Below are 26,278 nucleotides of genomic sequence, written 5' to 3'. Positions count from 1 at the left end.
GCATCACCTGGAAAGGGGAGAGGCGCTCGACTTGGGAAAGCTGAGCGAATTGGAACCGGCGACGACGACTCACTCCGCCATCAACCGCCGCAGCACCCCCGCATAGCGCGCCGCCACCGCCTCCCGCGCCACGTGCCGCCCGCCCGCGACCACCTGGCGGCCATCCACCCATACCGACTCCACCGCCCGCGAGCCCGCGGCGAAGATCCAGCCATCGAGGAGGGCGTCGCCGCGTCGCTCGATCAAGGCCGGGTCCGCCCCGGCGAGCGCCACGCAATCGGCCGGCGCCCCGGCCGCGAGCCCTCCCCTCTCCGCGGCGAGCGCCTGGGTGCCGCCGGCGAGGCCGGCCTCGAACAGGGCCCGCCCGGTCGAGGCGCCCGGCGCCGCGAGCACGTTGCGCTGCCGGTTGCCGAGGCGCTGGGCGTATTCGAGCTGGCGCAATTCGTCCGCGGCGCCGACCAGCACGTTCGAATCGGTCCCGACCCCGTAGCGCCCGCCGGCCGCGACGAAGCCGGGGGCGGGGAAGATGCCGTCGCCGAGGCTCGCCTCGGTCACCGGGCAAAGGCCGGCGACGGCGCCGCTCCGCGCGAACCGGGCGGTCTCGTCCGCATTCATGTGGGTGGCGTGGATCAGGCACCAGCGGGAGTCGAGGCCCTCATGGTCGAGGAGCCACTGCACCGGCCGGGCGCCGGACCAGGCCTCGCATTCCTCCACCTCGCGCACCTGCTCGGCGGCGTGGATGTGGACCGGCCCGCTGCCCGCGAGCGCCACCGCGGCGTTCAGGTCCTCCGGCGTCACCGCCCGCAGGCTGTGGGGCGCGACGCCGAGCGTCGCCCCGGGGAGAGCCGCCAGGGCGGCGCGGGACTCTTCGACGAGGCGGGCGAACAGGTCGAGGTCGCTGATGAAGCGGCGCTGGCCTTCCGTGGGCGCGAGCCCGCCGAAATTCGACCAGCGGTAGAGAACCGGCAGCAGCGACAGGCGAAGCCCGGTGAGAGACGCGGCGGCGGCGATCCGCTCGGCCATCTCGGCGACGTTGGCATAGGGCCGCCCGTCCGGGGCGTGGTGCAGGTAGTGGAACTCGCCGACCCGGGTGAAGCCGGATTCGAGCATCTCGACATAGGCCTGCGCCGCCACCGCCTCGGCCTCGTCCGGGCTCATCCGCAGGGCGAAGCGGTACATCGTCTCGCGCCAGGTCCAGAACGTGTCGGAGGACGGCCCCCGCCGCTCGGCGAGCCCCGCCATGCCGCGCTGGAAGGCGTGGCTGTGCAGGTTGGGCAGGCCCGGCACCAGCAAAGCCACCCGCGTGTCGCCCGGTTCAGGGCTCCGGCCGGCCTCGACAGCGGCGAACCGGCCGGCCTCGACGGTCAACCGGAGATCGGCCTGCCAGCCCGTGGGCGTGAGACCTTGCGCTGCGTGCAGTACGGTCATCGGCGCGTCTCCTGCATGGGCCTGTCGCGCTCCAGCGCGTCCCATCATGTCTATACAAGCCGCATTGCTCATGTCTATACATATGCGGCGAATCACGGAGGAGACGCGCATGAGCGGGAGTGAAGGCGTGCCGCAGGTCTGGCGCAACGTCCGGCTCGCCACCTTCGCAGGCGGCCTCCCCGGCATCGGCGCGGTGGAGGGTGCGGCGCTCGCGATCCGCGACGGCCGCATCCTGTTCGCCGGCCTCGAGGCCGACCTGCCGGGGGCGGCGCTCGCCGGGGCCGAGGTGATCGACGGCGAGGGCCGCTGGATCACCCCGGGACTGATCGACTGCCACACCCACCTCGTCTGGGCCGGCGACCGGGCGCACGAATTCGAGCTGCGTCTCGCCGGGGCCTCCTACGAGGAGCTGGCGCGGGCCGGCGGCGGCATCGTCTCCTCGGTCGGCGCCCTGCGTCAGGCCAGCGAGGACGACCTCGTGCGCCAGACCCTGCCGCGGCTCGACGCGCTGATGTCTGAGGGCGTCACCACGGTCGAGGTGAAGTCGGGCTACGGCCTCGACCTCGCCAGCGAGCGCAAGGCGCTCCGCGCGGCCCGGCGGCTCGGTGAGATGCGGCCGGTCGATATCCGCACCACCTTCCTCGGCGCCCACGCCCTGCCGCCGGAGGCCGGCGGCGACAAGGACGCGTTCATCGCGGAGGTCGCCGACACGATGCTGCCGGCGCTGACTGCAAGGCCTCGTCGATGCGGTCGATGCGTTCTGCGAGGGGATCGCCTTCTCGCCCGACCAGGTCGCCCGGGTGTTCGACCGAGCGCAGGCTTTAAGCCTGCCGGTGAAGCTCCACGCCGACCAGCTCTCGAATCTCGGCGGCGCCGCGCTCGCCGCGCGCTACCGCGCCCTCTCGGCCGACCACCTCGAACATACCGACGAATTCGGCGCCGCCGCGATGGCGCGGAGCGGCACCGTCGCAGTGCTCTTGCCCGGCGCCTACTACTTCATCCGCGAGACCAGGCTGCCGCCGGTGGCGCTCTTTCGCCAGCACGGGGTGCCGATGGCGGTCGCGACGGATGCCAATCCCGGCACCTCGCCGCTGACCTCGCTGCTGCTCGCCATGAACATGGCCGCGACCCTGTTCCGCCTCACGGTCGACGAGTGCCTGGCTGGCACCACCCGCGAGGCCGCCCGCGCCCTCGGGATCCTGCCTGAGACCGGCACCCTCGAAGCCGGCAAGCGCGCCGACCTCGCGGTCTGGTCGATCGAGCGGCCGGCCGAGCTCGTCTACCGCATGGGCTTCAACCCGCTCCACGCCCGCATCCGGGGGACACGATGACCGAGACGATCACCCTCGTGCCGGGCGCGGTGCCGCTCGCCGGCTGGCGCGCGGTCTATCGCGGCGCCCCCGCCACCCTCGATCGATCCTGCGCCCCGGCGGTCGCCGAGAGCGCGGCTTCGGTCGCGCGCATCCTCGCCCGGGGCGAGCCGGTCTACGGCATCAATACCGGATTCGGGAAGCTGGCGAGCGTGCGGATCGACGCCGCCGACCTCGCCACCCTCCAGCGCAACATCGTGCTCTCCCACGCCGCCGGCGTCGGCGAGCCGAGCCCGGTGCCGGTGGTGCGGCTGATGCTGGCGCTCAAGCTCGCGAGCCTGGCGCAGGGCGCGTCGGGCGTGCAGCCCGCGACCCTCGACCTGCTGGGGGCGATGCTCGCCCGCGACGTGATCCCGGTCGTGCCGTGCCAGGGCTCGGTCGGCGCCTCGGGCGACCTCGCGCCGCTCGCCCACATGGCGGCCGTCATGATCGGCGTCGGCGAGGCCGTCACGCCCGCCGGCCGCCTGCCCGCCGCCGAGGCCCTGGCCGCGGCCGGCCTCGCGCCGGCTTCGCTCGGGCCGAAGGAGGGCCTGGCGCTCCTCAACGGCACCCAGTTCTCGACCGCCAACGCGCTCGCCGGCCTGTTCGAGGCCGAGATCCTGCTGCGCACCGCCCTCGTCGCCGGGGCGCTCGCCACCGATGCGGCGCGGGGCTCGGACGCGCCGTTCGATCCGCGCATCCACCTGCTTCGCCGCCATCGCGGCCAGATCGAGACCGCCGCGGCGCTCCGGGCGCTGATGGCCGGCAGCGCCATCCGGGCCTCGCATCTCGTCGGCGACGAGCGGGTGCAGGATCCCTACTGCCTGCGCTGCCAGCCGCAGGTGATGGGCGCCTGCCTCGACCTTCTGCGCCAGGCCGCCGAGACGCTCGCCACGGAAGCGAACGGCGTCTCCGACAATCCCCTCATCTTCCCCGAGACCGACGAGGCCCTGTCGGGCGGCAACTTCCACGCCGAGCCGGTGGCCTTCGCCGCCGACATGATCGCCATGGCTTTGTGCGAGATCGGCTCCCTGTCCGAGCGGCGCATCGCCATGCTGGTCGATCCGGCGCTCTCGGGCCTGCCGGCCTTCCTGACGCCGAAGCCGGGGCTGAATTCCGGCTTCATGATCCCGCAGGTGACGGCTGCGGCCCTCGTCTCCGAGAACAAGCAGCGGGCGATGCCGGCGAGCGTCGATTCGATCCCGACCTCCGCCAACCAGGAGGACCACGTCTCGATGGCCGCCCACGGCGCCCGCCGCCTGATGCCGATGGCCGAGAACGCCGCCGCGGTGGTGGCGATCGAGGTACTGGCGGCGGCTCAAGGGTGCGATTTCCACGCGCCGCTCACCTCCAGCCCGGCTTTGGAGGCGGTGCGGGCGCGGCTGCGGGCGGAGGTGCCTCCTCTCGGCGACGACCGGCATTTCCACCCCGACATCGCGGCGGCTTTGGCGCTGGTGCGGGATGGGAGTCTCGTCGCGGCGGCGGACGGCGTGCCGCTGCCCGTTCTCGGCTGATCACCCATGCCGGTGATCTCACAGACCTGACACCCTCCGCGTCATCCCGGGTTCCGCTGCGCGGCCCCGGGATGACGATGGAGGACTTCACTTCTGCTCGCTGAAACAAAGATAGCCTCCCACCCGAAAGCCCCCGCCCATGACCCGCATCGACAACGCCCGCATCGTCCGCGCGCCCCACGGCCCGGACCTCACCGCCAAGAGCTGGCTCACCGAGGCGCCGCTCCGCATGCTGATGAACAACCTCGATCCCGACGTCGCCGAGCGGCCGGGCGAGTTGGTGGTCTATGGCGGCATCGGCCGGGCGGCGCGGGACTGGGCGAGCTTCGACCGTATCGTGGCGGCGTTGCGCGACCTCGACGACGACCAGACCCTGCTGGTGCAATCGGGCAAGCCGGTCGGGGTGTTCCGCACCCATGCCGACGCCCCCCGCGTGCTGATCGCCAACTCGAATCTCGTGCCGCACTGGGCGACCTGGGAGCATTTCCACGAGCTCGATCGCAAGGGCCTGATGATGTACGGCCAGATGACGGCCGGCTCCTGGATCTATATCGGCAGCCAGGGCATCGTGCAGGGCACCTACGAGACCTTCGTCGAGATGGGCCGCCAGCACTATGCCGGCGACCTGGCGGGCCGCTGGATCCTGACGGCGGGCTTAGGGGGCATGGGCGGCGCGCAGACGCTGGCCGCCACCATGGCGGGCGCCTCCTGCCTCGCGGTCGAGGCGCAGGCCTCGCGCATCGAGTTCCGCCTGCGCACCGGGTACGTCGACGTCCAGGCCCGCGACCTCGACCACGCCCTCGCGCTGATCGAGGAATCCTGCCGTACCAAGACGCCGCGCTCGGTCGCGCTGCTGGGCAACGCCGCCGAGATCTTTTCCGAACTCTACGCCCGCGGCGTGCGCCCCGACTGCGTCACCGACCAGACCTCGGCCCACGATCCCGTCAACGGCTACCTGCCGGCGGGCTGGACGGTCGCCGAGTGGGAAGCCCGGCGCGAGACCGACCCCGCTGCCGTCGCGGCGGCGGCGAAACGCTCGATGGCGGTGCATGTGCGGGCGATGCTCGATTTCCACCGCGCCGGCGTGCCGGTGGTCGATTACGGCAACAACATCCGCCAGATGGCGCTGGAGGAGGGCGTCGAGGACGCCTTCGCCTTCCCGGGTTTCGTGCCGGCCTATATCCGCCCGCTCTTCTGCCGCGGCGTCGGCCCGTTCCGCTGGTGCGCCCTCTCGGGTGATCCGGAGGACATCTACCGCACCGACGCCAAGGTGAAGGAGTTGCTGCCCGACAACCACCATCTCCACCGCTGGCTCGACATGGCGCGGGAAAAAATCCGGTTCCAGGGCCTGCCGGCGCGGATCTGCTGGGTCGGTCTCGGCGACCGCCACCGCCTCGGCCTCGCCTTCAACGAGATGGTGCGCAAGGGCGAGCTGAAGGCCCCGATCGTCATCGGCCGCGACCACCTCGATTCCGGCTCGGTCGCCTCGCCGAACCGCGAGACGGAGGCGATGCGCGACGGGTCCGACGCGGTCTCCGACTGGCCGCTCCTGAACGCCCTCCTCAACACCGCGTCCGGTGCCACCTGGGTCTCGTTGCACCATGGCGGCGGGGTCGGGATGGGCTTCTCGCAGCATGCCGGCATGGTGATCGTCTGCGACGGCAGCGAGGCCGCCGACCGGCGCCTGGAGCGGGTTTTGTGGAACGACCCTGCCACCGGCGTGATGCGCCACGCCGATGCCGGCTACGAGGATGCGGTGGATTGCGCCCGGGAACATGGGCTGGATTTGCCGTCGCTCGGCTGAGCGAATTGTCGATCGGGTCGACCCGAGTCCGGACCCTCCGCGTCATCCCGGAGCCGCGCAGCGGAACCCGGGATCCATAGCCGCTGCGAGTTCAGAAAAGGTCGGAACGCGAGCCGCCTCGTCCGGCACCGTCAGTGGTTATGGATCCCGGGTTCTCGCCTGCGGCGAGCCCCGGGATGACATCGAGGGATGTCGATCTATTTGCCAGTTTTCTAAGACAACCAAGGAACTGGTGTTGGCGTAGCTCCATCGTTTTGGAGGAGCTGTCCGCACCCTGCTCGACGTATTTCGGGAACTTGGCGTCTGCTCGTCTCGATTGCTTCAGGAGGCTCCGGGACATGCCAGATCCGCAGAACCTCGAATTCATTCGCACCGACCTGCAATCGCCCGTCCTGCGCCCATCTCGTCCACACCCGCCGCGTTCGGGATTGCGGGGAGACCGTGCGCACCCCCCCCGCCGATCGGTCGTTCTCCCCGCTGTTCCCGATATACGTCCGCGTAGCGCCGCGCCCGTCCCGCCACCCCGGGCAACGCGCAGGCCGTCGCCCGTGAACCGGGATCGTGACCGTCGACCATTCCCCGCTCCGCTGTGCCTCCCGATCGCCGATCCGACTCGTCACCGCCCGCCGGGGCGTACTTCACGAACGCTCCACCCTGGCGAAACCCGCCGATCTCCCGCCCGTGCGAACGCCGACCGATCCAACCAATCCCCTGAATCCGCTCGTACGATGCGAGGTCAGACGAGTCGAGATCCCGATCCTCCACCCCGGAGAGTCCCACAGGAAAGCTTCCGCGAGTCGAGTCCAGCTCGCTCGCCCCCGTTCGACAGATGCCGTGGGCGGGTGATTCGTTCCGGCGAGTCCGGTGGACTCCTGTGGGTGCCCTGTGGACCCCGGCTCGACTCGCGATTGCGGTCTCCGACTCGGGGTCGGACTCGCCGTCCGGCTTTTCCCCAGAATGCACCGCTTAGAGTGTTACAGGAATCTTTATCGATTTAGGCGCTCGGGCGGCGGCGATTCCTGGAACTCGCCCAAATGCTTAATGCGGGTGGGCCGTTCCCGAAGTACCGAGGATTCGTCCCCGAAGTACCGCGCCTTCTGTCCCCGAAGTACCGTGCCGGCGTTCCCGATCGCACGGTGGGTGTTCCCGAAGTGCCGTTCCGGCCCCGGAGCGTTCCCGAAGTGCCGACTGAGCCTGAGTCATTCACAGGGATTCCGGGGATTTCCCCTCGGAGCCGCCCCTGCCGTCCGCCGTCTCCCTCGTACATCGGGAACGGGTGGGCCTGTGGATCAATGGGCGTCCCGCACGAAGCGTTCGGCGAACCCTAAGAAGGCGCTCTCGTAGTGCTTCGGCTCGCGGGTCGCGTCGCCCTCGAGCCAGTGGTCGAACTCGGTCTTCAGCCCGTATACGTCCCAGCCCGGATGGGCCTTGCGGCAGAGCGCGATCGTCTCGTCGGAGAGGTGGCGGAAGAGCGGTAGCGCTGGTGCGGCCTTCGGCTTGCGGGTTCGCTTCGGCTTCGGAGCCGCCTCGATCAGAATTTCGTCGGTGACGAGGTCGCGGCGGATCATCCGCAGGTGCGGTTCGCCGCGCTCCTTCTCCTCGAGCCGCAGGACGAAGCCCGGCAGCTCGTCCGCCTTGGCGATCTTGGCGATCTCGAACTTGAACCGGCGGTACGTCCCTTCCGCGCCCGACTTCTCGAACAGGGTCGGCAGGCTGATGGCGAACCCCCCCTCCCCCGCCCCGCCGGCATGCTTGCGAGCGATGCGGTAGAGCCAGCGCTCGCGCCCGCCGGTGATGCCGAAATAGGCCGGGTCGATGGCGAGCACCCCGCCATCCATCAGCACGCCCTCGTAGAACCAGTCCGACAGGGTGATCGACATGCCGCGGCTGGCATTGGTCTCCTCGTCGATCGTGTCGTCGAACGAGTCGATCCAGCTGAACTGGCGCTCCTTGCGCTTGGCCTTCTCGGCCCGGATGTTGGTGCGCACCGAGGTCGATTGCAGGCGAAACAAGGCGTCGCGCAGGAGCTTGTACTGCCGCCCGCCGGTCTCGCGGCCGATCCCCTTCAGGAGGTCGTAGGGCATGAAGTGGAGCTTGCGCGGGATGTCGTTGCGGCCGCGCTTCTTCATCTCGCAGATCGTCGAGGCGGCCCAGATCAGGATGTCGGCGTCCCAGATCGTCGCCATGCCGTAGGCCTGGTTCGGCAGCACCCGCACCCAGACCGAGCCGTCGGGGCTCGTATAGTCAATCTCTTTCAGGCGCTTCTGCTTGGCGATCGAGAAGAACGGCCGCTCCATCGTCTCCCGCTGGTCGCGGAAGTGCACGAAGGGCACCACCATGTCGATCTGGTCGTTGCGCCGATGGCTCATCGTCACGCCCGTGTCGCATCCCTGGCCGGCATGCAGGCCCGTCCCCGCGCCGTGCCGCCCCCTGCCGTCCCGTCGTTCCGCATCACTCTCATGGCGCCGACGCTAGGGACCGCCCGCCTTCCAAATCGTGGACGGAACAGGGTTTTCGGATCTCGTCCCCAATCCTCTTCAATCGCGGTTAACGTCGAATCCGAGAATCCGGCCCCGGAACCTCCGCCGCCGGCCCGCCGTTCTCCCGCAACAGCCAAGCTGCCTTCTCGAGATTCCGACCAGAGACTCCGCCATGCGCCTCGCCCTCGCCGCCCTCCTCCTCGCCACCGGCGTCACCACCGCTCACGCCCAGGGCACCGCCCGCGGGGCGCAGGACGGCGCGGCGCGGGGCGAGGCGATCGCCGGGCCGGTCGGTGCGGTGGTGGGGGGCGCCATCGGCGCCGCGGTCGGCACGGCCAACAGCATCCTGGGCATCGACCGGCGCGAGCGCTTCCGCATCTACGCCGCCGGCGAGCACCGGCCGTCCTTCCGCCACGAGGGGCCTGTGCGCGTCGGAACGGTGCTGCCGCCCGAGGGCGTGATCTACTACGACGTGCCGCCCGAATTCGCCCTCAAGGGGTTCAATTACACCATCGTCAACGACCACCCGGTCCTGGTCGAGCCGGGCACGCGCCGCGTCGTCGAGGTGATCGATTGAGATGTGCGGCGCGCGATCGTCCGTGACGCGAGGGGCGTATTCGGGCTAAGAGCCGGGGTCACCCTCCCCGGTTCGCGATGTCACGCCCTCCCGATCCGCCGACCGCCCTGTGCGATCCCGATCGCCTCGCCGCGCTCGACTCCTACGCGATCCTCGACACCCTGCCCGAGCGGGGGTTCGACGACGTCGTGCGCCTGGCGGGCCGGCTCTGCGATGCACCGATCGCGCTGGTGAGCCTGGTCGCCAGTACCCGGCAATGGTTCAAGGCGCGGACGGGTTTTCCGCTGCCGCAGACCGATCTCGGCCGCTCGGTCTGCGCCCACGCCCTGGCGCAGCCAGAGTCGCTCCTCGTCATCCCGGACCTGACCCGGGATCCCCGCACCCGCGACAACCCGCTCGTCACCGCCGAGCCCGGCATCCGGTTCTATGCCGGGGCGCCCCTGCGCACGCCCGAGGGCCACGTGCTCGGCACGCTCTGCGTGATCGACTACGTCCCGCGGCCGGAGGGCCTCACGCCGAGCGAGGCCGACGACCTGCGGGCGCTGGCGCGCCAGGTGATGGGCCAACTGGCGCTTCGCCGGGCCAATGCCGAGCAGGAAGCGGCCCTGCGGGCGGCGCGGGCCACTGAGGAACGCTACCGCCGGGCGGCGCAGGCCACGAGCGACGCGATCTGGGACTGGGATTTTGCCACCGACCACGTTTTGTGGAACGAGGCGCTGGAGGCGGCTTATGGCCACACGCTCGCCGAGGTCGAGCCGACCGGCGCGTGGTGGATCGACCACATCCATCCCGACGACCGCGCCCGGATCGACGCCTCGATCCACGCCGTCATCGACGGGACCGGGACGGCGTGGCGCGACGAGTACCGCTTCCGGCGCGCCGACGGCACGTTCGCCCACGTCTTCGACCGCGGCTCGGTGATCCGCGACGAGGCCGGCCGGGCGGTCCGGATGATCGGCGCGATGCTCGACCTCACCGAGCGCCGGCGCGCCGAGGCCGAGCGGCGCGACTCCGAGCGCCGGCTCGACCTGGAGCGCGGCCTGCTCGAAGCGGTGTTCCGGCAGGCGCCGGTCGGCATCTCGGTCGCCGGCCTCGGCCCGGGCGCGCCGAACCTGATCAACGCCCAGGCCGAGGCGATCCTCGGCCACGCCCTCGGCGAGGCCGGGCTCTCCCGCTACGAATCCTTCTGCGCCCTGCACGCCGACGGGCGCGCCTACACACCGGACGACTACCCGTCCTTGCGCGCCCTGCGGCACGGCGCGGTGGTGACCGCCGAGGCGATGCGCTATCGCCACGCCGCGACCGGGGCGCTTCGCCTGCTCGAAGTCTCGAGCAGCCCGGTGCGGGATGAGGACGGGACGATCCGCGCGGCGGTGACGGTCTTCCTCGACGTGACCGAGCAGCGCGAATCCGAGGCGGCGCTCCGCCGCCTCGCCCTCGTCGCCGAGCAATCGAGCGACTTCATCGCCATCGCGGATGCCGACGGGGTCATCGACTACGTCAACCCGGCCGGCCGGGCCCTGGTGGGGCTGAGCGAGGACGCAGCGTCGGGGGCGCGCCTGACCGATGTCTTCCCGCCCGACGACCTGCCATTCGCGCAAGGAACGATCCTGCCCGCCATCCGGGCCGGCGGGAGCTGGAGCGGCGAGTTCCGCCTGTGCAACCTCGCCACCGGGGCCGTCACGCCGGTGCGCTACAGCCTGTTTCCCCTGCGCGGACCCGGCGGCGCCTTCGAGGGTTTCGCGGCGGTGAGCCACGACATCTCGGCCCGCAAGGCGGCGGAGGCGCAGCAGGAGATCCTCAACCGCGAGCTGAGCCACCGGCTCAAGAACACCCTGGCGATGGTGCAGGCCATCGCCGTGCAGACCCTGCGCAACGCCACCGACCCGGCGGCCGCCCGCGAGGCGCTGGTGGCCCGGCTGGTGGCGCTCGGCAAGGCGCACGACATCCTGCTCACCGGCGAGGGCGAGAGCGCCTCCTTGCGGGCGGTGCTCGCGAGCGCGCTCGCCATCCACGACGACGGCCGGCCCGGCCGGTTCCGGCTCAGCGGGCCCCCGGTGCCGTGCGGGGCGCCGGCGGCCCTCTCCCTCGCCCTGATGACGCACGAGCTCGCCACCAACGCGGTCAAGTACGGGGCCCTGCGCACGCCGGAGGGTTACGTCACCCTCGACTGGACGGTCGATAGCACCAACGCGCCGGTCCTGGCCCTGCGCTGGCAGGAGCATGGCGGTCCGCCGGTGACCCCGCCGACCGCCAAGGGGTTCGGGTCGCGCCTGATCGAACGGGGGCTGGCCGGCACCGTCGACGGCGAGGTCGCCACGCATTACCCGCCCGAGGGGGTGGTATGCACGCTGACGGCGCCGCTGGCGGAGCTGCGGCGGGGGGAGTGAGGGACGCGGGTTCGACGCGGTTGCCCCACGGGATTCATTCCCTCCGGGTCATCCCGGGGCCGCGCAGCGGAACCCGGGATCCATAACCGCCGGCGGTTCAGGACGAGGCGGAACGGTCACCGCCGGGTTCTGCATCGTCAGCGGTTATGGATCCCGGGTTCTCGACTGCGTCGAACCCCAGGATGACGTGGAGAGTGGTCAGTGGATGCACGGGAGTCACTGACGTCATACTATCGTGTGGCCCCTCAGAACCGCACCACCTCGCTCCCGTTCACCGCCCGCACCACCCCGCTCGGCCGTCCCGCCGTCCCGGTGAGCCTGAGGTGGCGCTCTCCCCCCGGCGCCAGATGGAACCAGTTGTCGGTCGGGTGCCCCGCACCGTCGAGCGCCACGTGCACGCCGAGCGCGTGCCGCTCCGCCGCCACCCGCAGCACGAGGTCGTCCCGATCCTCCACCAGGGCGGCCGAGAGACCGATCTCCCGCGGCGTCGCGTCCCGGCCGGCCGGGAAATGGAACGCCTCGGCCAGGAGCATCCCGTCGGCGCGGACGAGCCGCAGATGCGCCAGATCGTGCGCCGCCGGGCCGAAGCGGTAGGATGCGGTCGCGTCGAAGAAGCGGCTGAGCAAAGCGGCCGAGGACAGGGTGATCGTCTCGCGGGCTGCCAGCGACAGGGCCCGCTCCGCCCGGGCGGCGACCTTGCCGGCGGCGGTGGCGAAGGTGAGCGCCAGGGTGACGTCGAGGGCCTCGGCGGTCTCGTTCACCACGTGGGCGTGGAGGCCGTTCAGCCCCTCGTCCGAGAGCAGGGCCTGGACCGGCCGGAAGGCGCGCTTGAGGGCGTACCAGGCCGATTTCGGCCGCCCGGCCACGTCGACCACGCCCCAGCCCGCCCCCGGCGCGAGGTCGCGCCAGAGCCAGACCAGGCCGCCGGCGGTGAGCGAGCCGGCGCGGCGCCACTCGGCGAAGGTCGCCTCCATCACCTCGGCGACGGCAGCCCGTCCCAGGGTGAGGTAGCGCTCCGGATCGTCGCGGCGCAAAGTTTCCGGATCGACGCCGTAGAGGGCGCCGACATAGTGGTCGCGCACGTCCTCGAAATCCCAGTCGGCGCCGCGGTCTCGCGGGACGCCTCGGGCCCAGGCGGGATCGCGCGGGTCGCTCAGGCCCACCTCGTCCAGGGAGACGGGGTCGGGAACGTTGGCGAAGGCCAGGCACTCGGAGGCGAAGCGCACTTCGGCCCGGCGCGCATCCTCGAACGGCCGGCAATAGGCGCCGACGCCGTAATAATGGGTCACGCCGGCATTCGTGGAGAACGGCAGGTCGCCGCCCGAGGGCGAGTTCGGCACCACGACGAGGTCGGGCCGGCGCGCGGCAACACCTTCCTGCAGCATCGCCTCCACCGCCCGCGCTCGCCAGGCCGATTCGGGAAAGCCGAGCATCGCGGCCTGCTGCTCGACCTCGCTGCCGCCGCCGACGACGCAGAGCGAGGGCGAGGCCTGGCACCGGTCGAGGAACTGCGCGATCTCGGCCTCCAACGCCGCCCGGAAGGCCGGATCGTCCGTCGGATAGTCGAAATTCGCCAGCATCAGGTCCTGCCAGACCAGGATGCCGAGCTCGTCGCAGAGGTCGTGAAAGGCTTGCGCCTCGTACAGCATCGTGCCGCCGACCCGCAGCATGGTCATGCCGGCCTCGGCGGCGAGCGCGAGCAGCGGGGCGTACGACGCGCGGTCGCCCGGGAGCCCGACGAGGTCGGCCGGAGTCCAGCAGGCGCCGCGGCAGAACACCGGCACCCCGTTGACCGCGAGGCTCAGGCCCTCCGCGAAGGGGCGAAGTATCGTGATGGTGCGGAACCCGACCCGGCCGAGATCGAAGGTCTCGCCCCCGGCTTCGACCGCGACGGCGTGCAGCCGCGGCTCGCCGTGGCTGTGCGGCCACCACAGGGCGACGTCCGGTAGGGCGAGCCGGCCCGCGAACCGGCCGGGCGCGGTCTCGGCCAGCACGGTCTCGCGGCCGTCGCAGCAGAGCGTCACGGGGCCGCCGGCCTCGGGCAGGCTCAAGGCGAGGTCGAGGATCCCGGTCCCGTCCTCGACGCTCGCCCGCAGGTCGATCCCGGTCGGCCGACCCCCCTCCCCTCTCCGGGTGATCGGCCGGTACGGGCCGACGGCGTCGACGCTCGGGCACCAGCCCGGCATGAATCCGAGCAGCGTCGTGCGAGCGTGGCGCAGCGATCCGGGTGTGGCGAGCTGCGGCCGCCAGCGGCCGCGCTTGTGCGGCCGGGCGAGGTCCTGCGCCAGCGAGCGGAAGGCGAGCGCGAGCCTGTGGTGGCCGTCGAGGTCGACCGCAACCTCGTGGGCGAGGAACATCGAGCGCGAGGTGAGGAGGAGATGACCGTCGAGCCAGACCTCGCAGAGCGTCGCCAGCCCCTCGAAGCGCAGGATCTCGCGGCCCATTCCTGAGAGTGGCGTGCGGTACCAGATGTCGGAGCCGTGCAGCGGCGTCGGCTCGCGGTCCGACCATCGGCCGGCGGCGCGCAGCGCGCCCGCGGCGGTGCCGGGCACCGGCGCGGGGAAGAAGCCCGAGAGGCCGTCGAGGTCGCCGGGACCGACGCAGGCGCCGGGGGCGGTCACGATCATCTCCCACGGACCGTCGAGGGTCCGGTCGACGGTCCGCAGAAGGGCCATGCTGGTGTCGGTGCCTGTGTGAGGAATTGGGTCGATGCTATCCCATCCACGGCTCCATCCTGAGAACCTGTTTGATGGGGCTCATAGGTCGATGATTGATCTGGCACACAGGTTGACGTCCCTCCACGTCATCCCGGGATTCGCCGCAGACGAGAACCCGGGATCCATAACCGCCGAGATCTCGGAAAAAGTCGGAGCGCGCTCCGCCTCTCCCTGCATCGTCAGCGGTTATGGATCCCGGGTTCCGCTGCGCGGCCCCGGGATGACGCGGAGGGTGTCGCCTCCGTAGCAGCCGATCAAACAGGCTCTCAGCCCGCCGCGAGCGCCCGGTCGAGCGCTGCGAACACCGCCGCGTAGGTCGCCTCGGCGGCCGCCAGGCGCTCGGGCAGCCCCGCGAGCTTGCCGCGGGCGAAGGCGCGGGCGAGCTGGAACTGGAACGCCTTGGCCTCCTGCGCCAGCCTTGTTGCTGCCTCCGCCGCCTCGCCGAACGGCCCCGCCCCTTGCGCCGTCAGCCAGGCGAGGTGGCTGCCCAACAGCTCGAAATTGGCCCCGAGCTGGCGGGTCGTGTTGAAGGCGTAGGAGTGGAAGGCCGAGAGCGGGCGCTGCACGAAGGCGTCGGGCTTCCCCGCCAGGGTCTCGCGGAAGGCGGTGACCGGGTTGCGCTCGGGAGCGTGGGCGCGGTGGCGCCGCAGCAGCGCCAGGGCGGCGTCCGCCAGCGCGGATCCGGTGAGCGCCGGGCCGCACGGCTTCACGAACTCGGCGTAGGGCAGGAGCCGACCCTTCGCGAAGATCCCGTCGTAATCGGCGCCGTCGAGCTGGAAGCGCCCGGCATTGTGGAGGTAGTCGAGGAAGCGCCGCTCCGGGTCGAGGGAGAGGATCGCGATCGTGGTCTTCGAGGCCTCGCGGCCGTAGGTGGTGCCGGCGGTGTCCGGCAGGTAGAAGGCGTCGACCTCGACGAGCACCGGCAGGCCCCGCGCCGCCTGGACCAGGCTGTGGCCCTCCAGGGTCTCGTAGAGCGCCAGCTCCAGGATCTCCAGGCCGTAGAGCGCCTCGATATCGGCGGCCTTCGGCTTGAAGAAGGTGAACTGGTCGCCCTCGAAATCCTGCCGCAGGGTGAAGCCCAGCATCGCCTCAGGGTTCAGGCCCCGCAGGTGCAGAAGCTCGATCCAGAGATCGACGTAGCAATTCGTCTCCGGCCAGGTCCGGTCGGCGCCGTGGAGCGCGTGTGGGAGATGGAGGGCCGCGGACGTCTCAGTCCGCGGCGCATCGATCGAGAGGGCGAGGGCGGCCGACATCGCCGCCTCAGCCGAAGAGCTGGTCGCGGACGCTCGCCGGCCAGGCGTCGAGGTCGAGGCCGTGATGGCGCAGGAGCGCCAGGGTGATCCGCTCCAGCCCGAAGCCGACGCAGGCGGTGTGGGCGACGGAGCCGTCGGCCTGGTCGATGCCCCAGGTCGAGCCGAAATGGTCCTGGTGGTAGTTGAAGCTGAGGCAGGCGGTCGGCTTCTCGACGCTGTTGACCGGCACGTTCAGCTCGAACTTCAGCGCCTGGGCGCGCTGGTTGTTGGCGAGCATCTTGCCGGCGCGGCCGAAGAACGGGTCGTTGGCCGGATCGATGGCGAGCGGCAGGCCGAGGTCGCTCATCATCTTGGTGCCGCGCGCAAGCCACAGCTCGCGGAAGGCCAGCACCTGCTCGGGGGTGCCCATGCGGACGTATTCGCGCATGCGGAACAGCTGCATGCGGGTCGGCTCCAGCGAGGGCTCGTGCCGGAAGCAGTAGGATTGCAGGTCGAACAGCAGCCCGTTCTCGGGTAGCCGGCCGCGGGCGGCGGCGACGGGATAGAGCGGGTAGCAGGCGGCCGGGGTCAGGACGATGTCGGTGGCGGCCTGCTTGGCGGTCCAGTCCTCGTCGGCATCGAGGCAGGCGAGCAGACGCGCGTGGTCGGCTTCGTTGCCGCAGAAGCTGTGTACCGTGCCGGCGAGATGCGGGAAGCCCTTGAGGTAGCCGCTGCGCTCGAAGCTGGAGCGGGCCATGCCGGGCGGGAAGCGCAGGGCCTCGGCGCCGTCGCCGCCGCCGATGCGCGAGACGAGGCGGTCGAGGGCCTCGACCACGCTCTCGAAGGCGCCGGAGCGGCCGTAGAGGCCGTCGACCCCGGTGCGGATCAGCAGGCCGCGGTCGAACAGGCGATCGAGGAACGAGCGCGGTGCAGGCGCGTCGGTCTCGTCGTCGAGGGCCGGGAGGAGGTCGGAGGAGAGGCTCTGGTCCATCACGCGCTCAGGAGCTTGCCGCTGCCCTTCTGCACCAGCAGGAGGTTGGCGGTGTTGGAGAGGATGCGGTCGTTGCTGATCATCAGCGGCGCCGAGAGGACGTCGCGCAGCTGCCGGCCGAGGCTGAACGGGGTGCCGTTCTTGTAGCCGAGGATGCCGACCACCGAGAGGGCGCGCTGCACGATGTCGACGGCTTGGGCCGAGACCGTGGTCTTGACGTTGTTGAGCATGATCGAGAAGCCGATCGCGCTCAAAGCGTCGGGGTCGCCCTTGGCGGCCTCGTAGCGCTCGAGCCCGGCGACGACCGTGCTCTTCATCGCCTGGAGTGCGTTGGCGGCCTCGGCGAGGCGCAGCGCCCCCGGGGGCACCTGGCCCGGCTTCTTGCGCGCCTCGCCCTGCACGAAGGCGCGGGCGCGGTCGACAGCGTAAGTGGCGATGCCGAACCACACACTGCCCCAGAGCAGGTGCGAGGCGGCGAGCATCGATTGCGCGGCGATCTCCGCGAAGGGCTTCTGCAGTACCTGGACCAGGGGCAGGCCCTCGGCCTTGAGCAGGAAGCCGTCGCTGCAGGTGCCGCGCATGCCGAGCGTGTCCCACACGCTGGTGCGCTCCAGCGTGATCTGGTCGGCGAGCAACGCCACCAGCACCTGGTCGGAGGTCGCGGCCTCGGGGTGGCGGCGGGCGGTGGCGAGGATCAGGTCGGCCTGCGCGCCGTAGGAGATGACGCTCGCCTCCTTGGTGAGGCGGAAGGTGTTGCCGTCAGCCTCGACGGCGCAGAGGCTGTTGCGCAGGTCGCCGCCGATGCCGGCCTCGGTGGTCGAGGAGGCGATGAGCAACTGCTCGTCGGCGATCCGTTCCATCAGGCCGCAATGCCAGGCGCTGTCGACGCCGTGGGTGACGAGGCTGGCGAGCTTGATGTGGTGCATCGCGAACACCATCGCGGAGGCCGAGCAGGCGCGCCCGAGGATGGCGCAGAGCTCGGCGATCTCGCTCATCGAGGCCCCCTCCCCTCGCAGGGAGCACGGGACCTGGATGCCGAGCAGTCGCTCGGCCTTGAGGGCCGCGACCGCCTCGGCCGGGAACCGGCCCTCGCGGTCGACCGCGTCGGCATGGCGGGCCGCGATCTCCGCCACCCGTTTGGCCCGCGCGTCGAGGGCGCCGGCCGGAGGTGCCGCGACGGGCAGAGCCGCCGCGACCTCGACGTGCATGTTCATGCGGCCTCCTGCTGGCGAAGGCCCGCGACGGTGTCGCGAATGATGCGGATGGTCGAGAACGAGCGCCGGCCCAGAGCCGAATCGGGGAACTCGATGTCGAACCGCTCCTCGAGGGCCAGCATCAGCTGCACCGAGCCGAACGAATCCAGCCCCTTCTCGAACAGGTCGTCGTCGTCCGAGAGCGTATCGACCACGTTCTTGAGTGCTTCGAGCGACTTCAGCACGTCCCGGATGTCAGAGATCTCGACCATGAGGCACCACCTTCCTGTCTGAGGCACGAGTCGCATCTGGCAGATGAGGATGCAATCTCGGGCGCAAGGCTTGGTAAATTTTCTGATGTTTATTTTAGAGAAAGATCTGATCCATTGCGGCGGCGGGGAGTGGAGCCGAGTGGATGCGAGACACTAAACTCTGAACAGCTTAACGGCCGGCAAACCGCCGGGGCGATGGCGCGACAGGATTTCGTCAAGCTTACGGATTTCGTCGGAAGAGGGCTCGATGCCCCCCCGCGCGGCTTAGGATCTCGCGTCGTGCCGCCGTCCGGTGGCGGGGTGGAGCGGGCTGGTTTCGGTGGCTGTCGATTGGCGCCGATCCGGACCCTAGACCCGGCAGGACCCGCGATGAAGCGGCCGCCGCTGCCCCACTTCGAGGTAGTCCGCCTGCCCGTCCGGGGGGGCCGCTGCCGCTCCGGGTGGAAAAGCAACGCCTGGAACCCCCCTCCCCCGCCGGTGGCACGGCCCATCGGCGGGAGGCCCCAAGCACGTCACAGGCGCGTTTGGCTTGCGCGGGGCTTGCGTCGCATCCGGTCGGGCGATTGCGAATCGGGTGGGAAACGGGCCAATTGCAGTTTCAACGCCGAACCGGCGAATTTTCTGCAAACAGGGCCAGCGAGGATGAATCAGCACCGGCCGCCGCAACCCCCTGCACCGGTCGCGCCCGCCGCGATGATCGGCGCCCACGCGGCGACGCTCCGCGAGCAGCTGCAGGCGATCTCCTCCGGGCTGTTTCCGCCCACCGCTGCCAAGGGCCTGCGCCGCTTCACGTCGACCGAGGCCGCCCGGATCATCGGCGTGACGGTGTCGCGGCTGCAGCAGCTCGCCGCCGACGGGCTCGGGCCGCAGCCGGAGGTCTCGGCCAACGGGCGCCGCTCCTACACGCTGGCCGACATTCACGGCCTGCGCGCCTATCTCGACGAGAATACCCGGGGCGGCCGGCGCTATCAGCCGCGGCGCTCGGCGGCCGAGCACCTGCAGGTCGTGGCGGTGGCGAACTTCAAGGGCGGGTCGGGCAAGACCACCACCACCGCCCATCTCGCCCAGTCGCTGGTCCTGCGCGGCTACCGGGTGCTCGCCATCGACCTCGACCCCCAGGCCAGCCTCTCGGCCCTGCTGGGCGTGCAGCCCGAACTCGATGTCGGGGCCGACGAGACCCTGTACGGCGCGATCCGCTACGATGACGCCAAGCCGCTCCGCGACGTGGTGCGCCCGACCTACTTCACCGGTCTCGACCTCGTTCCGGCCAATCTTGAGCTGATGGAGTTCGAGCACGAGACGCCCCGCGCGCTGAGCCGCCGCCGGGCCGGCGAGCCCTTGTTCTTCGACCGGGTCGCCCACGCGATCGACACGGTGGCCGAGTCGTACGACGTCGTCGTCATCGATTGCCCGCCGCAGCTCGGCTACCTGACACTCTCGGCGCTCTGCGCCGCGACCTCGCTGCTGATCACCGTGCATCCGCAGATGCTCGACGTCGCCTCGATGAGCCAGTTCCTGGCGATGACCGAGGACCTGCTCGGCGTCGTGGCGGAATCCGGCGGGCGGCTGCAATACGACTGGCTGCGCTACCTCGTGACCCGCTACGAGCAGCAGGACGCGCCGCAGACCCGCATCGTCGGCATGCTGCGCACCCTGTTCGAGGACGCGGTGCTGACCGCGCCGATGCTGAAGTCGTCGGCCGTCTCCGACGCCGGCCTGTCGAAGCAGACCCTCTACGAGATCGGCCGCGAGAGCGTGACCCGGTCGACCTACGACCGTGCGCTCGAATCGCTGGAGGCGGTCAACGGCGAGATCGAGGGCCTGATCCGCCGCGCCTGGGGTCGGCCATGAGCCGCAAGTCGAACCTCGACGCTTTGTTCGGCGCCCGGCCTCAGCCGAAGCCGGCACCCGCCCCCGAGGCCCCGCCGGCGCCGGAGACCGAGGTGTTTGCAGCTGCAAACCCCCCGCCGCCCGAGCCCGGGTTTGCAGCTGCAAACGCCGGCTCTCCGGAGGTCCGTAACCCGGACAGCCGGGCTCCGGAGCGCAGCCGCAGCGGCCCAGTGCGGGCGATGAGCAGCACCCTGCGCGGGCTCGCCGCCCGGGCCGACGCCGCGGCGGAGATCGAGGCCGGCACCGTCGTCGTCGAGATCGAGCCGGAGCGGATCGACGATTCCTTCATCGCCGACCGGGTCGCCGACGCCAACGATCCAGGCCTCGCGGCCCTGGTCGAGAGCATCCGCGAGAGCGGCCAGCAGGTGCCGATCCTGGTCCGGCCGCACCCCGAGAACCCGGAGCGCTACCAGGTCGCCTATGGCCGCCGCCGCATCCAGGCGGCGCGGCGTCTCGCGCGGCCGGTGCGCGCCGTGGTGCGCCCACTCAGCGATGCCGAACTGGTGGTGGCGCAAGGCAAGGAGAACCTGGAGCGGCAGGATCTGAGCTACATCGAGCGCGCCTTCTTCGCGCTCCGGCTCGAGGAGCACGGATTTCCCCGGGCCACGATCACCGCCGCGATGGGCGTCGGCAAGGGTGACCTCTCGACCCTGATCTCGGTGGCGCGCACGGTGCCGGCGGAGATCGTGCGGGCGATCGGCCCGGCGCCGGCCGCTGGGCGCCCGCGCTGGATGCTGCTCGCCGAGCGGGTCAAGACGGCCAAGCCCGGCCGGATCGACGGCCTCCTCGCCGAGCCCGGCTTCCGGGAGAAGCCGACCAACGAGCGCTTCGCCGCCGTGCTGACCGCGCTCGCGCCCCCCGCCGCGAAGCGGCCGGCGCCGCAGGTCTGGAGCGATGAGGCCGGCCGCGGCATCGCCCGGATCGAGCGCAGTCCCGACCGGGTCGCCCTATCCTTTGACGAGAGCCTGGAGCCGGGACTGGCCGATTACGTCCTCGACCGGCTGCCGGAGATCCTGGCCGCCTACCGTTCCGGCCGCGCGCGGCCGTGACGGGTGTACCCGGCCGGGAACCGAAGCACCCGGCCGGGCCTGTCTCCGGACAAGTCCTCCCGTCCGCCCCGAGACCCGCCATGCGCCTCGTCCTCCTGCTCCTCGCCCTGCTCGCGCCCGTCGTCGCGACCGCCCGGACCGCACCCGATCCGGCCCCCGCCGAGGGGCGCCGGACCTGCGAGGCCAAGGCCGAAAGCAGCGGGATCACCGGCGACAGTCGCGCGACGTATCTGCGCGAATGCGAGGCTGGCGAGCGCCTGAAGCAGGGGCCTGCGCCTCGCTGAGGCGAACGGCGGCCGGCCCGGTGCGTTGTTGCCGTACAGGCACTCGCGGCGGAGCATCCGATGACTGATTGGCGGCCCATCGACCGCGCGCCCCAGGACGGGCGCTGGATCATCGCCATCCACCGGGACGAGCCGGACCGGCGCGCCGTGATCCGCTGGGATCCCGGGCGGCTCGGGGACGGCCGGCCCTGGCACGTCGCCACCACCGATTACGGCTACGCGCCGGACGCGTTCACCCATTGGACGCCGTTCCCGGACCCGCCAGACTCGGGGCAGGGGACCTGACCGGTGCCATGCCGCCCGACGCGACCGCCTTCACCCTCGGGGAGATCGTCGCACGCCTCGGCGCCGCCACCCTGTGCGGCTTGATTCTCGGGTTCGAGCGGGAGTGGCGGGGCAAGGATGCGGGCCTGCGTACCCACGCTCTCGTCGCCTTGAGCGCGGCGGTCATCACCACTTCGGCACTCAGCCTCTACGCGGTGGTGCGGCAGGAAGGGGGCGACGCCGATCCGCTGCGGGTGATCCAGGGTTTGGCGCAGGCCATCGGCTTCATCGCGGCCGGGACGATCTTCGTCGCCCGCCGCACCGTGAAGAACCTGACCACCGCCGCGAGCGTCTGGTTCTCGGCCTCCGCCGGCATCGTCGCCGGGGCGGCGCAATTCACGCTGCTCGCGGTTGCGATGGGGTTCGGCCTGACGATCCTGATCGTGTTGCGGCTGCTCGACCGCTTCGGCCTGCCGGGCCGCGAGGAGGAGTGACCGGCGGGGTGCCCCAAAGGTCTCGGCCTCAAGGGTCTCGTCCTTTTGGACGGATTGCGCCGCTTGCGCCGGCATGGGACAACATACGAGCACCGCCGCGATGGCGTCGCGGCGGTGCTCGCCCTCAACGAGGGCCTTCCTCCCCAGACTTCGGGCCGCTCTCAAGGGCGGCCTTTTTCGTGTCTGTGATCACACTGGTATCCGGCGATGTGCGCCCGCACAAGCACAATTGTGCGTCATTCGCGGGCATCTGGCATTTTCGTGCGCAAGCGGCGGGTGGCCCGGGGGAGGGGAGGGCGGTTCGGTTCAACCGGAAAGGCGCGGGCTCGCTCCTCACCCCGCGCACGTTGTTCTGTTCGATGCAAGATGAGACGCGTTCCCCTCTCCAGGCGATACCGGGCATGCCCGGTATCGCTGCAAGGTGTGAGAGAGGGGATCCCGCGCTCCGATATCGTTCGCGCATCTCTCCCGAATGCATCGATCGACTTCGGGAAAAGGGCGAGCGCGCACCATCGGAATCGCGAAACCATCCTGTCAGGTAGGGGCCTCTCAGATCGGATGCGCCCCGTGCCCGGTCGGCTCGCGCCGGTCCGTCTTCGGGCCGCCGGCCTCGGGCCGGATCCGCACCGGCACCGACTTCGCCGCCGGGGTCCCCGATTGAATGTCGTGGTGCGAGAGCGCCACCAAGGGATTCATCTCGGGGTAGTAGGCCCCCAGGCACCCGTCCGGCAGCGAGAACGGCGTCACCGTGAGGCCCGTCACCTCGCGGGTGATCCCGTCGCCGGCGTCGCTGACCAGCGAGACGACCTGGCCTTCGTGGAGGCCCGCCCGGCGGATCTCCTCCGGGTTCATCAGAAGCACGTCGCGGGTCCCTTCGATCCCGCGCAGGCGGTCGCTGTAGCCGTAGATCGTGGTGTTGAACTGGTCGTTCGACCGCATGGTGATCAGCCGGTAGCGGCCGGGCGCGTCCTCGAAGCCCGTGGCGGACATCACCTCGGGCGCGGTGAACTCCGCCTTGCCGCTCTCGGTCTTCCAGATCCGCTCGCGCGCCGAGTTGCCCCGGTAGAAGCCACCGGGAATCCAGAGCCGCTCGTTGAAGTCGTGGAACTCCTCCCGGTAGGTCTTGGCGATCTCGTCGCGGATCAGGCCGTAATCGCCGACCCAGGAATCCCAAGGAACCTTCGGATTCGGTGCGAGCGTCGCCTTGGCGAGCCCTGCCACGATCGCGACCTCGGACTTCAGGAAATCGCTCGCCGGGGTGCGGCGGCCTTGCGAGCCGTAGATGCAGCTGAATGTGTCCTCGATGCTCACCGCCTGCGGGCCGCTCGCCTGCCGGTCCTCCTCGGTGCGGCCGAGGCAGGGCAGCAAGTAGGCGATCTCGCCGTTGACGAGGTGCGAGCGGTTGAGCTTCGTCGCGACCTGCACGGTGAGGCGCATGCCGGTCCAGGCCTTCTCCATCCGGTCCTGGTCGGGGATTGCCCGCACGAAGTTGCCCCCGAGCCCGATGAAGCTCTTGATCTCGCCCGAGACGATGCCCTCGCAGGCCTCGATCGTGTTGACGCCCTTCTCCCGCGGCGGCGTGAAGCCGAACTGCTCGGCCAAGCGGTCGAGGGGCACCAGCTCCGGCTTCTCCGAGATGCCGACGGTGCGCTGGCCCTGCACGTTGGAATGGCCCCGCACCGGCGACACCCCGGTGCCCTCGCGCCCGATATTGCCCCTGAGCAGCAGGAGGTTGACGACCATCGCGACGTTCTCGAAGCCGTGCACGTGCTGCGTCAGGCCCATGCCGTAGAAGGTGCAGACCCGCTCGGCCTCGACGTAGACCTGTCCCGCCGCCTCGATATCGGCGCGGGCAATCCCGGATTCGCGCTCGATCTCCTCCCACGACGTCGCCCGGACCTTCGCCTCGAAGGCGTCGAGCCCGGTCGTGTGCTGAGCGATGAAGTCGACGTCGAGGACGCGGGTGCCCTTCGCCTTGGCGGCGTCGTCGGCGGCGAAGACGTGCTTGCACAGGCCGAGCATCACCGCGATGTCGCCGCCGGGCCGGACCTGATGGTACTGCGTGCTGATCGGCGTCGCCTTGCGGGTCAGCATCTCGACCGGGCTCTGCGGGTTGGTGAAGCTCTCCAGGCCCCGCTCGCGCACGGGATTGAAGGTGATGATCTTCACCCCCCGCTTCGAGGCCTCCTGCAGCGGGTGCAGGAAGCGGGGCGAGTTGGTGCCGGTGTTCTGGCCGAAGAAGAATATCGCGTCACATTTCGACAGATCGTCGAACACGACCGTGCCGACGCTGGCGCCGATCACCTTCTTCAGCGCCACCGAGGTCGTCTCGTGGCACATGTTGGAGGAATCGGGCAGGTTGTTGTTGCCGTAGAGCCGGGCGAACAGGGCGTAGAGATACGAGGTCTCGAGGCTGGCGCGGCCCGACGAGTAGAACACCGCCGATTTCGGGTCGAGCCGGCGGAGTTCCGCACCGATCTCGCGAAACGCCTCGTCCCAGCCGCAGGGGACGTAGCGGTCGCTGGCGCGGTCGTAGCGCAAGGGATGGGTCAGGCGGCCCGTCTGCTCCAGGTCGTAATCGCTCCAGCCGCGCAGCTCGGTGAGCGTGTGCTTGGCGAAGAAGTCCGGGGTGCAGCGCCGCGTGGTCAGCTCCCACAGGGTCGCCTTGGCGCCGTTCTCGCAGAACTCGAAGGGATGGTAGTTCGCCGGCTTCGCCCAGGAGCAGGACACGCACATGAAGCCTTTCGGCTTGTTCTGGCGAAACAGGGTCTCGGTGGCGAGCGGCGTGGCCCATTCCTTGCCGAACACCTCGGCGATGCCGCGCACCGAGCCCCAGCCGCCGGCCGGGCTGTCGTAATGGACCGTGTTCTCCTCGACCGACATGCCGGCTCTCCCCTGCGGCGGGCGAAGGCCGCCGTGGACAGGGAACCCGCAGGGCTTGGGTAAGTTCGAAAGGAGCGGTCTCAGCCGCCCTGCGCGTTGCGCCGCAGCCGGACCAGGGCCCGGTCGAGGGCGCCGAGGAAGGCGGAGCGGTCCTTGGCCGAGAACGGCTTCGGGCCGCCGGTCACGGCGCCCGCCTCGCGCAAGGACTGCATCAGGTCGCGGGTGGCGAGCGCCATGCCGACCGAGGAATCGGTGAAGGCCTTGCCGGTGGGGGCGAGCACGCTCGCGCCCGCCTTCACGCAGCGGCTCGCAAGGGGCACGTCGGCGGTGACGACTACCGCCTGCGGTCCGGCCCTCTCGGCGATCCAGTCATCGGCGGCGTCGAACTTGTCGGAGACGATCACCCGCTCGATCCATGGTTCGCGGGGGATCGTGATGAAGCTGTTCGACACCACCACGACGTGCGCGCCGTGCCGCCCGGCGACGCGGTAGACCTCGTCCTTGACCGGGCAGGCATCGGCGTCGACGTAGACGGTGATCATCGGGTCAGGTGCCGGGATTGAGGAAGAGGCTGTCGAATTCCGGCGGCGCGTAGTCCCGGCCGGTGATGTCGGTGATGACAACGCGGTCGTGGCCCTCGGCCTCGAGTTCCTGCGCCTTCTCCAGGGCGTCCTCCGGCGAGGTGCGCTGGTGCGAGAGCGGGCCGGTGGCGGTGTGGGCGGTCACGACGAGATGCATTGTCATCCTTGTGCGGGCGGGGAGGCACTTATCGCACGCTTTCGCGCGGCGCGGCGAGTACCCGAGCAGGGGAGGGGAGGGTGGTGGTCCTCTGCTGGAAGGGGGCTCGCGCCGAACCACCGCTCTCGCCGCCCCGGCGTGCAGCCGGCGCGGCCCGGCCAGGGTCGCGGATGAGGGTTAACGGTGTGTTGATGAGGGCTCGACGCCTGAACCCTCCCCCCTCTGCGGGCTACGGCCTTGACGGAATTGCGTCGCGGGCGATCAGGGCTCCAGCGAGCATGGCGGAGAAGCGTTCCCAACCGCGCGCGACGACCTTGGGGCCGGGTGGCGTGTTGGGGGCATTCCAGCCGCCATGGCGGGCGACGATCCACACCAGCCAGCTCAGACTACCCGCGGGGTGTGGGTTGCGCAGGCGGGCCGTGCTGCCCTCGCACGCCCGGCCCAACTCTGCGACGACGGGCTGACAGGCCTCGTCCAGCACGTCCGTCATCGGTCGCCGGCTGCCGTCGCGCGCATCCACCAACTGTAGGATCCGTACGGCCGCCCCCAACGCCAAGGCACTCAGCCGGAACAGCTTGTCGGGTACCCGCACCTGGGTCTCGTCCAGGCCCAGCCCATCGCGCTTGAGGGCGCGGAACACCTCCTCAATGGCCTGATCACAAACGACAGGTTCTGTCTGGTGCGCACGGCGCAGCTTGTCCTGACGTGGTGGCGTCGGCCGCAGCGCCG

At 70.7% G+C, this 26,278-nt stretch carries 19 protein-coding genes and 2 pseudogenes; 10 read left to right on the top strand and 11 right to left on the bottom strand.

Translation table 11 applies throughout. The features are described from left to right. Positions 1 to 69: 69 nt before the first annotated feature. Positions 70 to 1,428 carry a formimidoylglutamate deiminase gene (locus ABZT49_RS09145; protein WP_355285532.1) on the bottom strand — a complete coding sequence of 453 codons (1,359 nt, stop codon included), beginning with the start codon at positions 1,426 to 1,428 and terminating at the stop codon, positions 70 to 72. 109 nt (positions 1,429 to 1,537) lie between these two features. Between ABZT49_RS09145 and hutI the strand changes: the two are divergent. The 3 genes and pseudogenes from hutI (at position 1,538) to hutU (ending at position 6,095) form a co-directional block, all read left to right on the top strand. Further along, a pseudogene (hutI, locus tag ABZT49_RS09140) lies at positions 1,538 to 2,759 on the top strand (imidazolonepropionase). Further along, positions 2,756 to 4,291: a histidine ammonia-lyase gene (gene hutH, locus ABZT49_RS09135; protein ID WP_355285531.1), complete on the top strand. Its 1,536-nt coding sequence runs from the start codon at positions 2,756 to 2,758 to the stop codon at positions 4,289 to 4,291. Before hutI ends, hutH begins: the two are co-directional and overlap by 4 nt. A 139-nt stretch (positions 4,292 to 4,430) precedes the next feature. Beyond that, positions 4,431 to 6,095 (top strand): urocanate hydratase, encoded by a 1,665-nt coding sequence (hutU, locus tag ABZT49_RS09130; RefSeq protein ID WP_355285529.1) that lies wholly within the window; start codon positions 4,431 to 4,433, stop codon positions 6,093 to 6,095. 1,289 nt (positions 6,096 to 7,384) lie between these two features. On the opposite strand, the gene ABZT49_RS09125 is transcribed toward hutU, so the two are convergent. Then, positions 7,385 to 8,464, bottom strand: a complete 1,080-nt coding sequence (locus ABZT49_RS09125; RefSeq protein WP_355285566.1) for a replication initiator protein A — start codon at positions 8,462 to 8,464, stop codon at positions 7,385 to 7,387. Positions 8,465 to 8,747: 283 nt separating this feature from the next. On the opposite strand from ABZT49_RS09125, the gene ABZT49_RS09120 reads away from it, so the two are divergent. Together ABZT49_RS09120 and ABZT49_RS09115 are read left to right on the top strand one after the other, a co-directional pair. Continuing rightward, complete coding sequence (locus ABZT49_RS09120) at positions 8,748 to 9,152, top strand: DUF1236 domain-containing protein (RefSeq protein ID WP_355285528.1); 405 nt, start codon at positions 8,748 to 8,750, stop codon at positions 9,150 to 9,152. Positions 9,153 to 9,229: 77 nt separating this feature from the next. Continuing rightward, positions 9,230 to 11,542 (top strand): PAS domain S-box protein, encoded by a 2,313-nt coding sequence (locus ABZT49_RS09115; protein WP_355285526.1) that lies wholly within the window; start codon positions 9,230 to 9,232, stop codon positions 11,540 to 11,542. A gap of 245 nt (positions 11,543 to 11,787) precedes the next feature. Here ABZT49_RS09115 and ABZT49_RS09110 read toward each other — a convergent pair whose 3' ends face one another. From ABZT49_RS09110 to ABZT49_RS09090, 5 genes are all read right to left on the bottom strand, one after another. Continuing rightward, positions 11,788 to 14,217, bottom strand: a complete 2,430-nt coding sequence (locus tag ABZT49_RS09110) for a glycosyl hydrolase 2 galactose-binding domain-containing protein (protein ID WP_355285525.1) — start codon at positions 14,215 to 14,217, stop codon at positions 11,788 to 11,790. 308 nt (positions 14,218 to 14,525) lie between these two features. After that, positions 14,526 to 15,512: a DUF1839 family protein gene (locus ABZT49_RS09105; RefSeq protein WP_355285523.1), complete on the bottom strand. Its 987-nt coding sequence runs from the start codon at positions 15,510 to 15,512 to the stop codon at positions 14,526 to 14,528. A 7-nt stretch (positions 15,513 to 15,519) separates the two neighbouring features. Continuing rightward, a complete protein-coding gene (locus ABZT49_RS09100) occupies positions 15,520 to 16,482 on the bottom strand; it encodes an amino acid--[acyl-carrier-protein] ligase (protein ID WP_355285521.1) in 963 nt (320 codons plus the stop codon). Then, on the bottom strand, positions 16,482 to 17,690 hold the full coding sequence (locus tag ABZT49_RS09095; protein WP_355285565.1) for an acyl-CoA dehydrogenase family protein: 1,209 nt from the start codon (positions 17,688 to 17,690) through the stop codon (positions 16,482 to 16,484). The genes ABZT49_RS09100 and ABZT49_RS09095 overlap by 1 nt, the downstream gene beginning before the upstream one ends. Positions 17,691 to 17,692: 2 nt before the next feature. Continuing rightward, complete coding sequence (locus ABZT49_RS09090; RefSeq protein ID WP_093567728.1) at positions 17,693 to 17,947, bottom strand: acyl carrier protein; 255 nt, start codon at positions 17,945 to 17,947, stop codon at positions 17,693 to 17,695. A gap of 642 nt (positions 17,948 to 18,589) precedes the next feature. Here ABZT49_RS09090 and repA point away from each other — a divergent pair. The 5 genes from repA to ABZT49_RS09065 all read left to right on the top strand — a co-directional run bounded on the left by repA (position 18,590) and on the right by ABZT49_RS09065 (position 21,928). Then, positions 18,590 to 19,798 (top strand): plasmid partitioning protein RepA, encoded by a 1,209-nt coding sequence (repA, locus tag ABZT49_RS09085; RefSeq protein ID WP_355285519.1) that lies wholly within the window; start codon positions 18,590 to 18,592, stop codon positions 19,796 to 19,798. 92 nt (positions 19,799 to 19,890) lie between these two features. After that, positions 19,891 to 20,886 (top strand): plasmid partitioning protein RepB, encoded by a 996-nt coding sequence (repB, locus tag ABZT49_RS09080; protein WP_407943472.1) that lies wholly within the window; start codon positions 19,891 to 19,893, stop codon positions 20,884 to 20,886. Between the two features lie 80 nt (positions 20,887 to 20,966). Next, positions 20,967 to 21,170 (top strand): hypothetical protein, encoded by a 204-nt coding sequence (locus ABZT49_RS09075; protein WP_355285515.1) that lies wholly within the window; start codon positions 20,967 to 20,969, stop codon positions 21,168 to 21,170. A gap of 60 nt (positions 21,171 to 21,230) precedes the next feature. Beyond that, on the top strand, positions 21,231 to 21,455 hold the full coding sequence (locus tag ABZT49_RS09070) for a hypothetical protein (protein WP_355285513.1): 225 nt from the start codon (positions 21,231 to 21,233) through the stop codon (positions 21,453 to 21,455). 8 nt (positions 21,456 to 21,463) lie between these two features. Then, a complete protein-coding gene (locus ABZT49_RS09065; RefSeq protein ID WP_355285511.1) occupies positions 21,464 to 21,928 on the top strand; it encodes an MgtC/SapB family protein in 465 nt (154 codons plus the stop codon). A gap of 549 nt (positions 21,929 to 22,477) precedes the next feature. Here ABZT49_RS09065 and ABZT49_RS09060 read toward each other — a convergent pair. From ABZT49_RS09060 to ABZT49_RS09045, 4 genes and pseudogenes are all read right to left on the bottom strand, one after another. Then, positions 22,478 to 24,811 (bottom strand): FdhF/YdeP family oxidoreductase, encoded by a 2,334-nt coding sequence (locus ABZT49_RS09060; RefSeq protein ID WP_355285509.1) that lies wholly within the window; start codon positions 24,809 to 24,811, stop codon positions 22,478 to 22,480. 80 nt (positions 24,812 to 24,891) lie between these two features. Then, positions 24,892 to 25,353, bottom strand: a complete 462-nt coding sequence (locus ABZT49_RS09055) for a YaiI/YqxD family protein (RefSeq protein ID WP_109972616.1) — start codon at positions 25,351 to 25,353, stop codon at positions 24,892 to 24,894. Positions 25,354 to 25,357: 4 nt separating this feature from the next. Continuing rightward, complete coding sequence (locus ABZT49_RS09050; protein WP_355285506.1) at positions 25,358 to 25,549, bottom strand: hypothetical protein; 192 nt, start codon at positions 25,547 to 25,549, stop codon at positions 25,358 to 25,360. A gap of 229 nt (positions 25,550 to 25,778) precedes the next feature. Further along, positions 25,779 to 26,278 (bottom strand): annotated as a pseudogene (locus tag ABZT49_RS09045) (hypothetical protein); the annotation flags it as partial.

This window comes from Methylobacterium sp. EM32 (genome assembly GCF_040593685.1).
GTDB lineage: Bacteria > Pseudomonadota > Alphaproteobacteria > Rhizobiales > Beijerinckiaceae > Methylobacterium.
This window is presented reverse-complemented; position numbering and strand designations above follow the sequence as displayed.

Bases quoted from the DNA above. Each gene is read 5' to 3' on its own strand.
- repA (WP_355285519.1), top strand. From the start codon at position 18,590: ATGAATCAGCACCGGCCGCCGCAACCCCCTGCACCGGTCGCGCCCGCC.
- ABZT49_RS09145 (WP_355285532.1), bottom strand. From the start codon at position 1,428: ATGACCGTACTGCACGCAGCGCAAGGTCTCACGCCCACGGGCTGGCAG.
- ABZT49_RS09055 (WP_109972616.1), bottom strand. From the start codon at position 25,353: ATGATCACCGTCTACGTCGACGCCGATGCCTGCCCGGTCAAGGACGAG.
- ABZT49_RS09095 (WP_355285565.1), bottom strand. From the start codon at position 17,690: ATGCACGTCGAGGTCGCGGCGGCTCTGCCCGTCGCGGCACCTCCGGCC.
- hutU (WP_355285529.1), top strand. From the start codon at position 4,431: ATGACCCGCATCGACAACGCCCGCATCGTCCGCGCGCCCCACGGCCCG.
- ABZT49_RS09100 (WP_355285521.1), bottom strand. From the start codon at position 16,482: ATGGACCAGAGCCTCTCCTCCGACCTCCTCCCGGCCCTCGACGACGAG.
- ABZT49_RS09060 (WP_355285509.1), bottom strand. From the start codon at position 24,811: ATGTCGGTCGAGGAGAACACGGTCCATTACGACAGCCCGGCCGGCGGC.
- ABZT49_RS09065 (WP_355285511.1), top strand. From the start codon at position 21,464: ATGCCGCCCGACGCGACCGCCTTCACCCTCGGGGAGATCGTCGCACGC.
- ABZT49_RS09090 (WP_093567728.1), bottom strand. From the start codon at position 17,947: ATGGTCGAGATCTCTGACATCCGGGACGTGCTGAAGTCGCTCGAAGCA.
- ABZT49_RS09110 (WP_355285525.1), bottom strand. From the start codon at position 14,217: ATGGCCCTTCTGCGGACCGTCGACCGGACCCTCGACGGTCCGTGGGAG.
- ABZT49_RS09115 (WP_355285526.1), top strand. From the start codon at position 9,230: ATGTCACGCCCTCCCGATCCGCCGACCGCCCTGTGCGATCCCGATCGC.
- hutH (WP_355285531.1), top strand. From the start codon at position 2,756: ATGACCGAGACGATCACCCTCGTGCCGGGCGCGGTGCCGCTCGCCGGC.
- ABZT49_RS09050 (WP_355285506.1), bottom strand. From the start codon at position 25,549: ATGCATCTCGTCGTGACCGCCCACACCGCCACCGGCCCGCTCTCGCAC.
- ABZT49_RS09075 (WP_355285515.1), top strand. From the start codon at position 20,967: ATGCGCCTCGTCCTCCTGCTCCTCGCCCTGCTCGCGCCCGTCGTCGCG.
- ABZT49_RS09105 (WP_355285523.1), bottom strand. From the start codon at position 15,512: ATGTCGGCCGCCCTCGCCCTCTCGATCGATGCGCCGCGGACTGAGACG.
- ABZT49_RS09125 (WP_355285566.1), bottom strand. From the start codon at position 8,464: ATGAGCCATCGGCGCAACGACCAGATCGACATGGTGGTGCCCTTCGTG.
- ABZT49_RS09070 (WP_355285513.1), top strand. From the start codon at position 21,231: ATGACTGATTGGCGGCCCATCGACCGCGCGCCCCAGGACGGGCGCTGG.
- ABZT49_RS09120 (WP_355285528.1), top strand. From the start codon at position 8,748: ATGCGCCTCGCCCTCGCCGCCCTCCTCCTCGCCACCGGCGTCACCACC.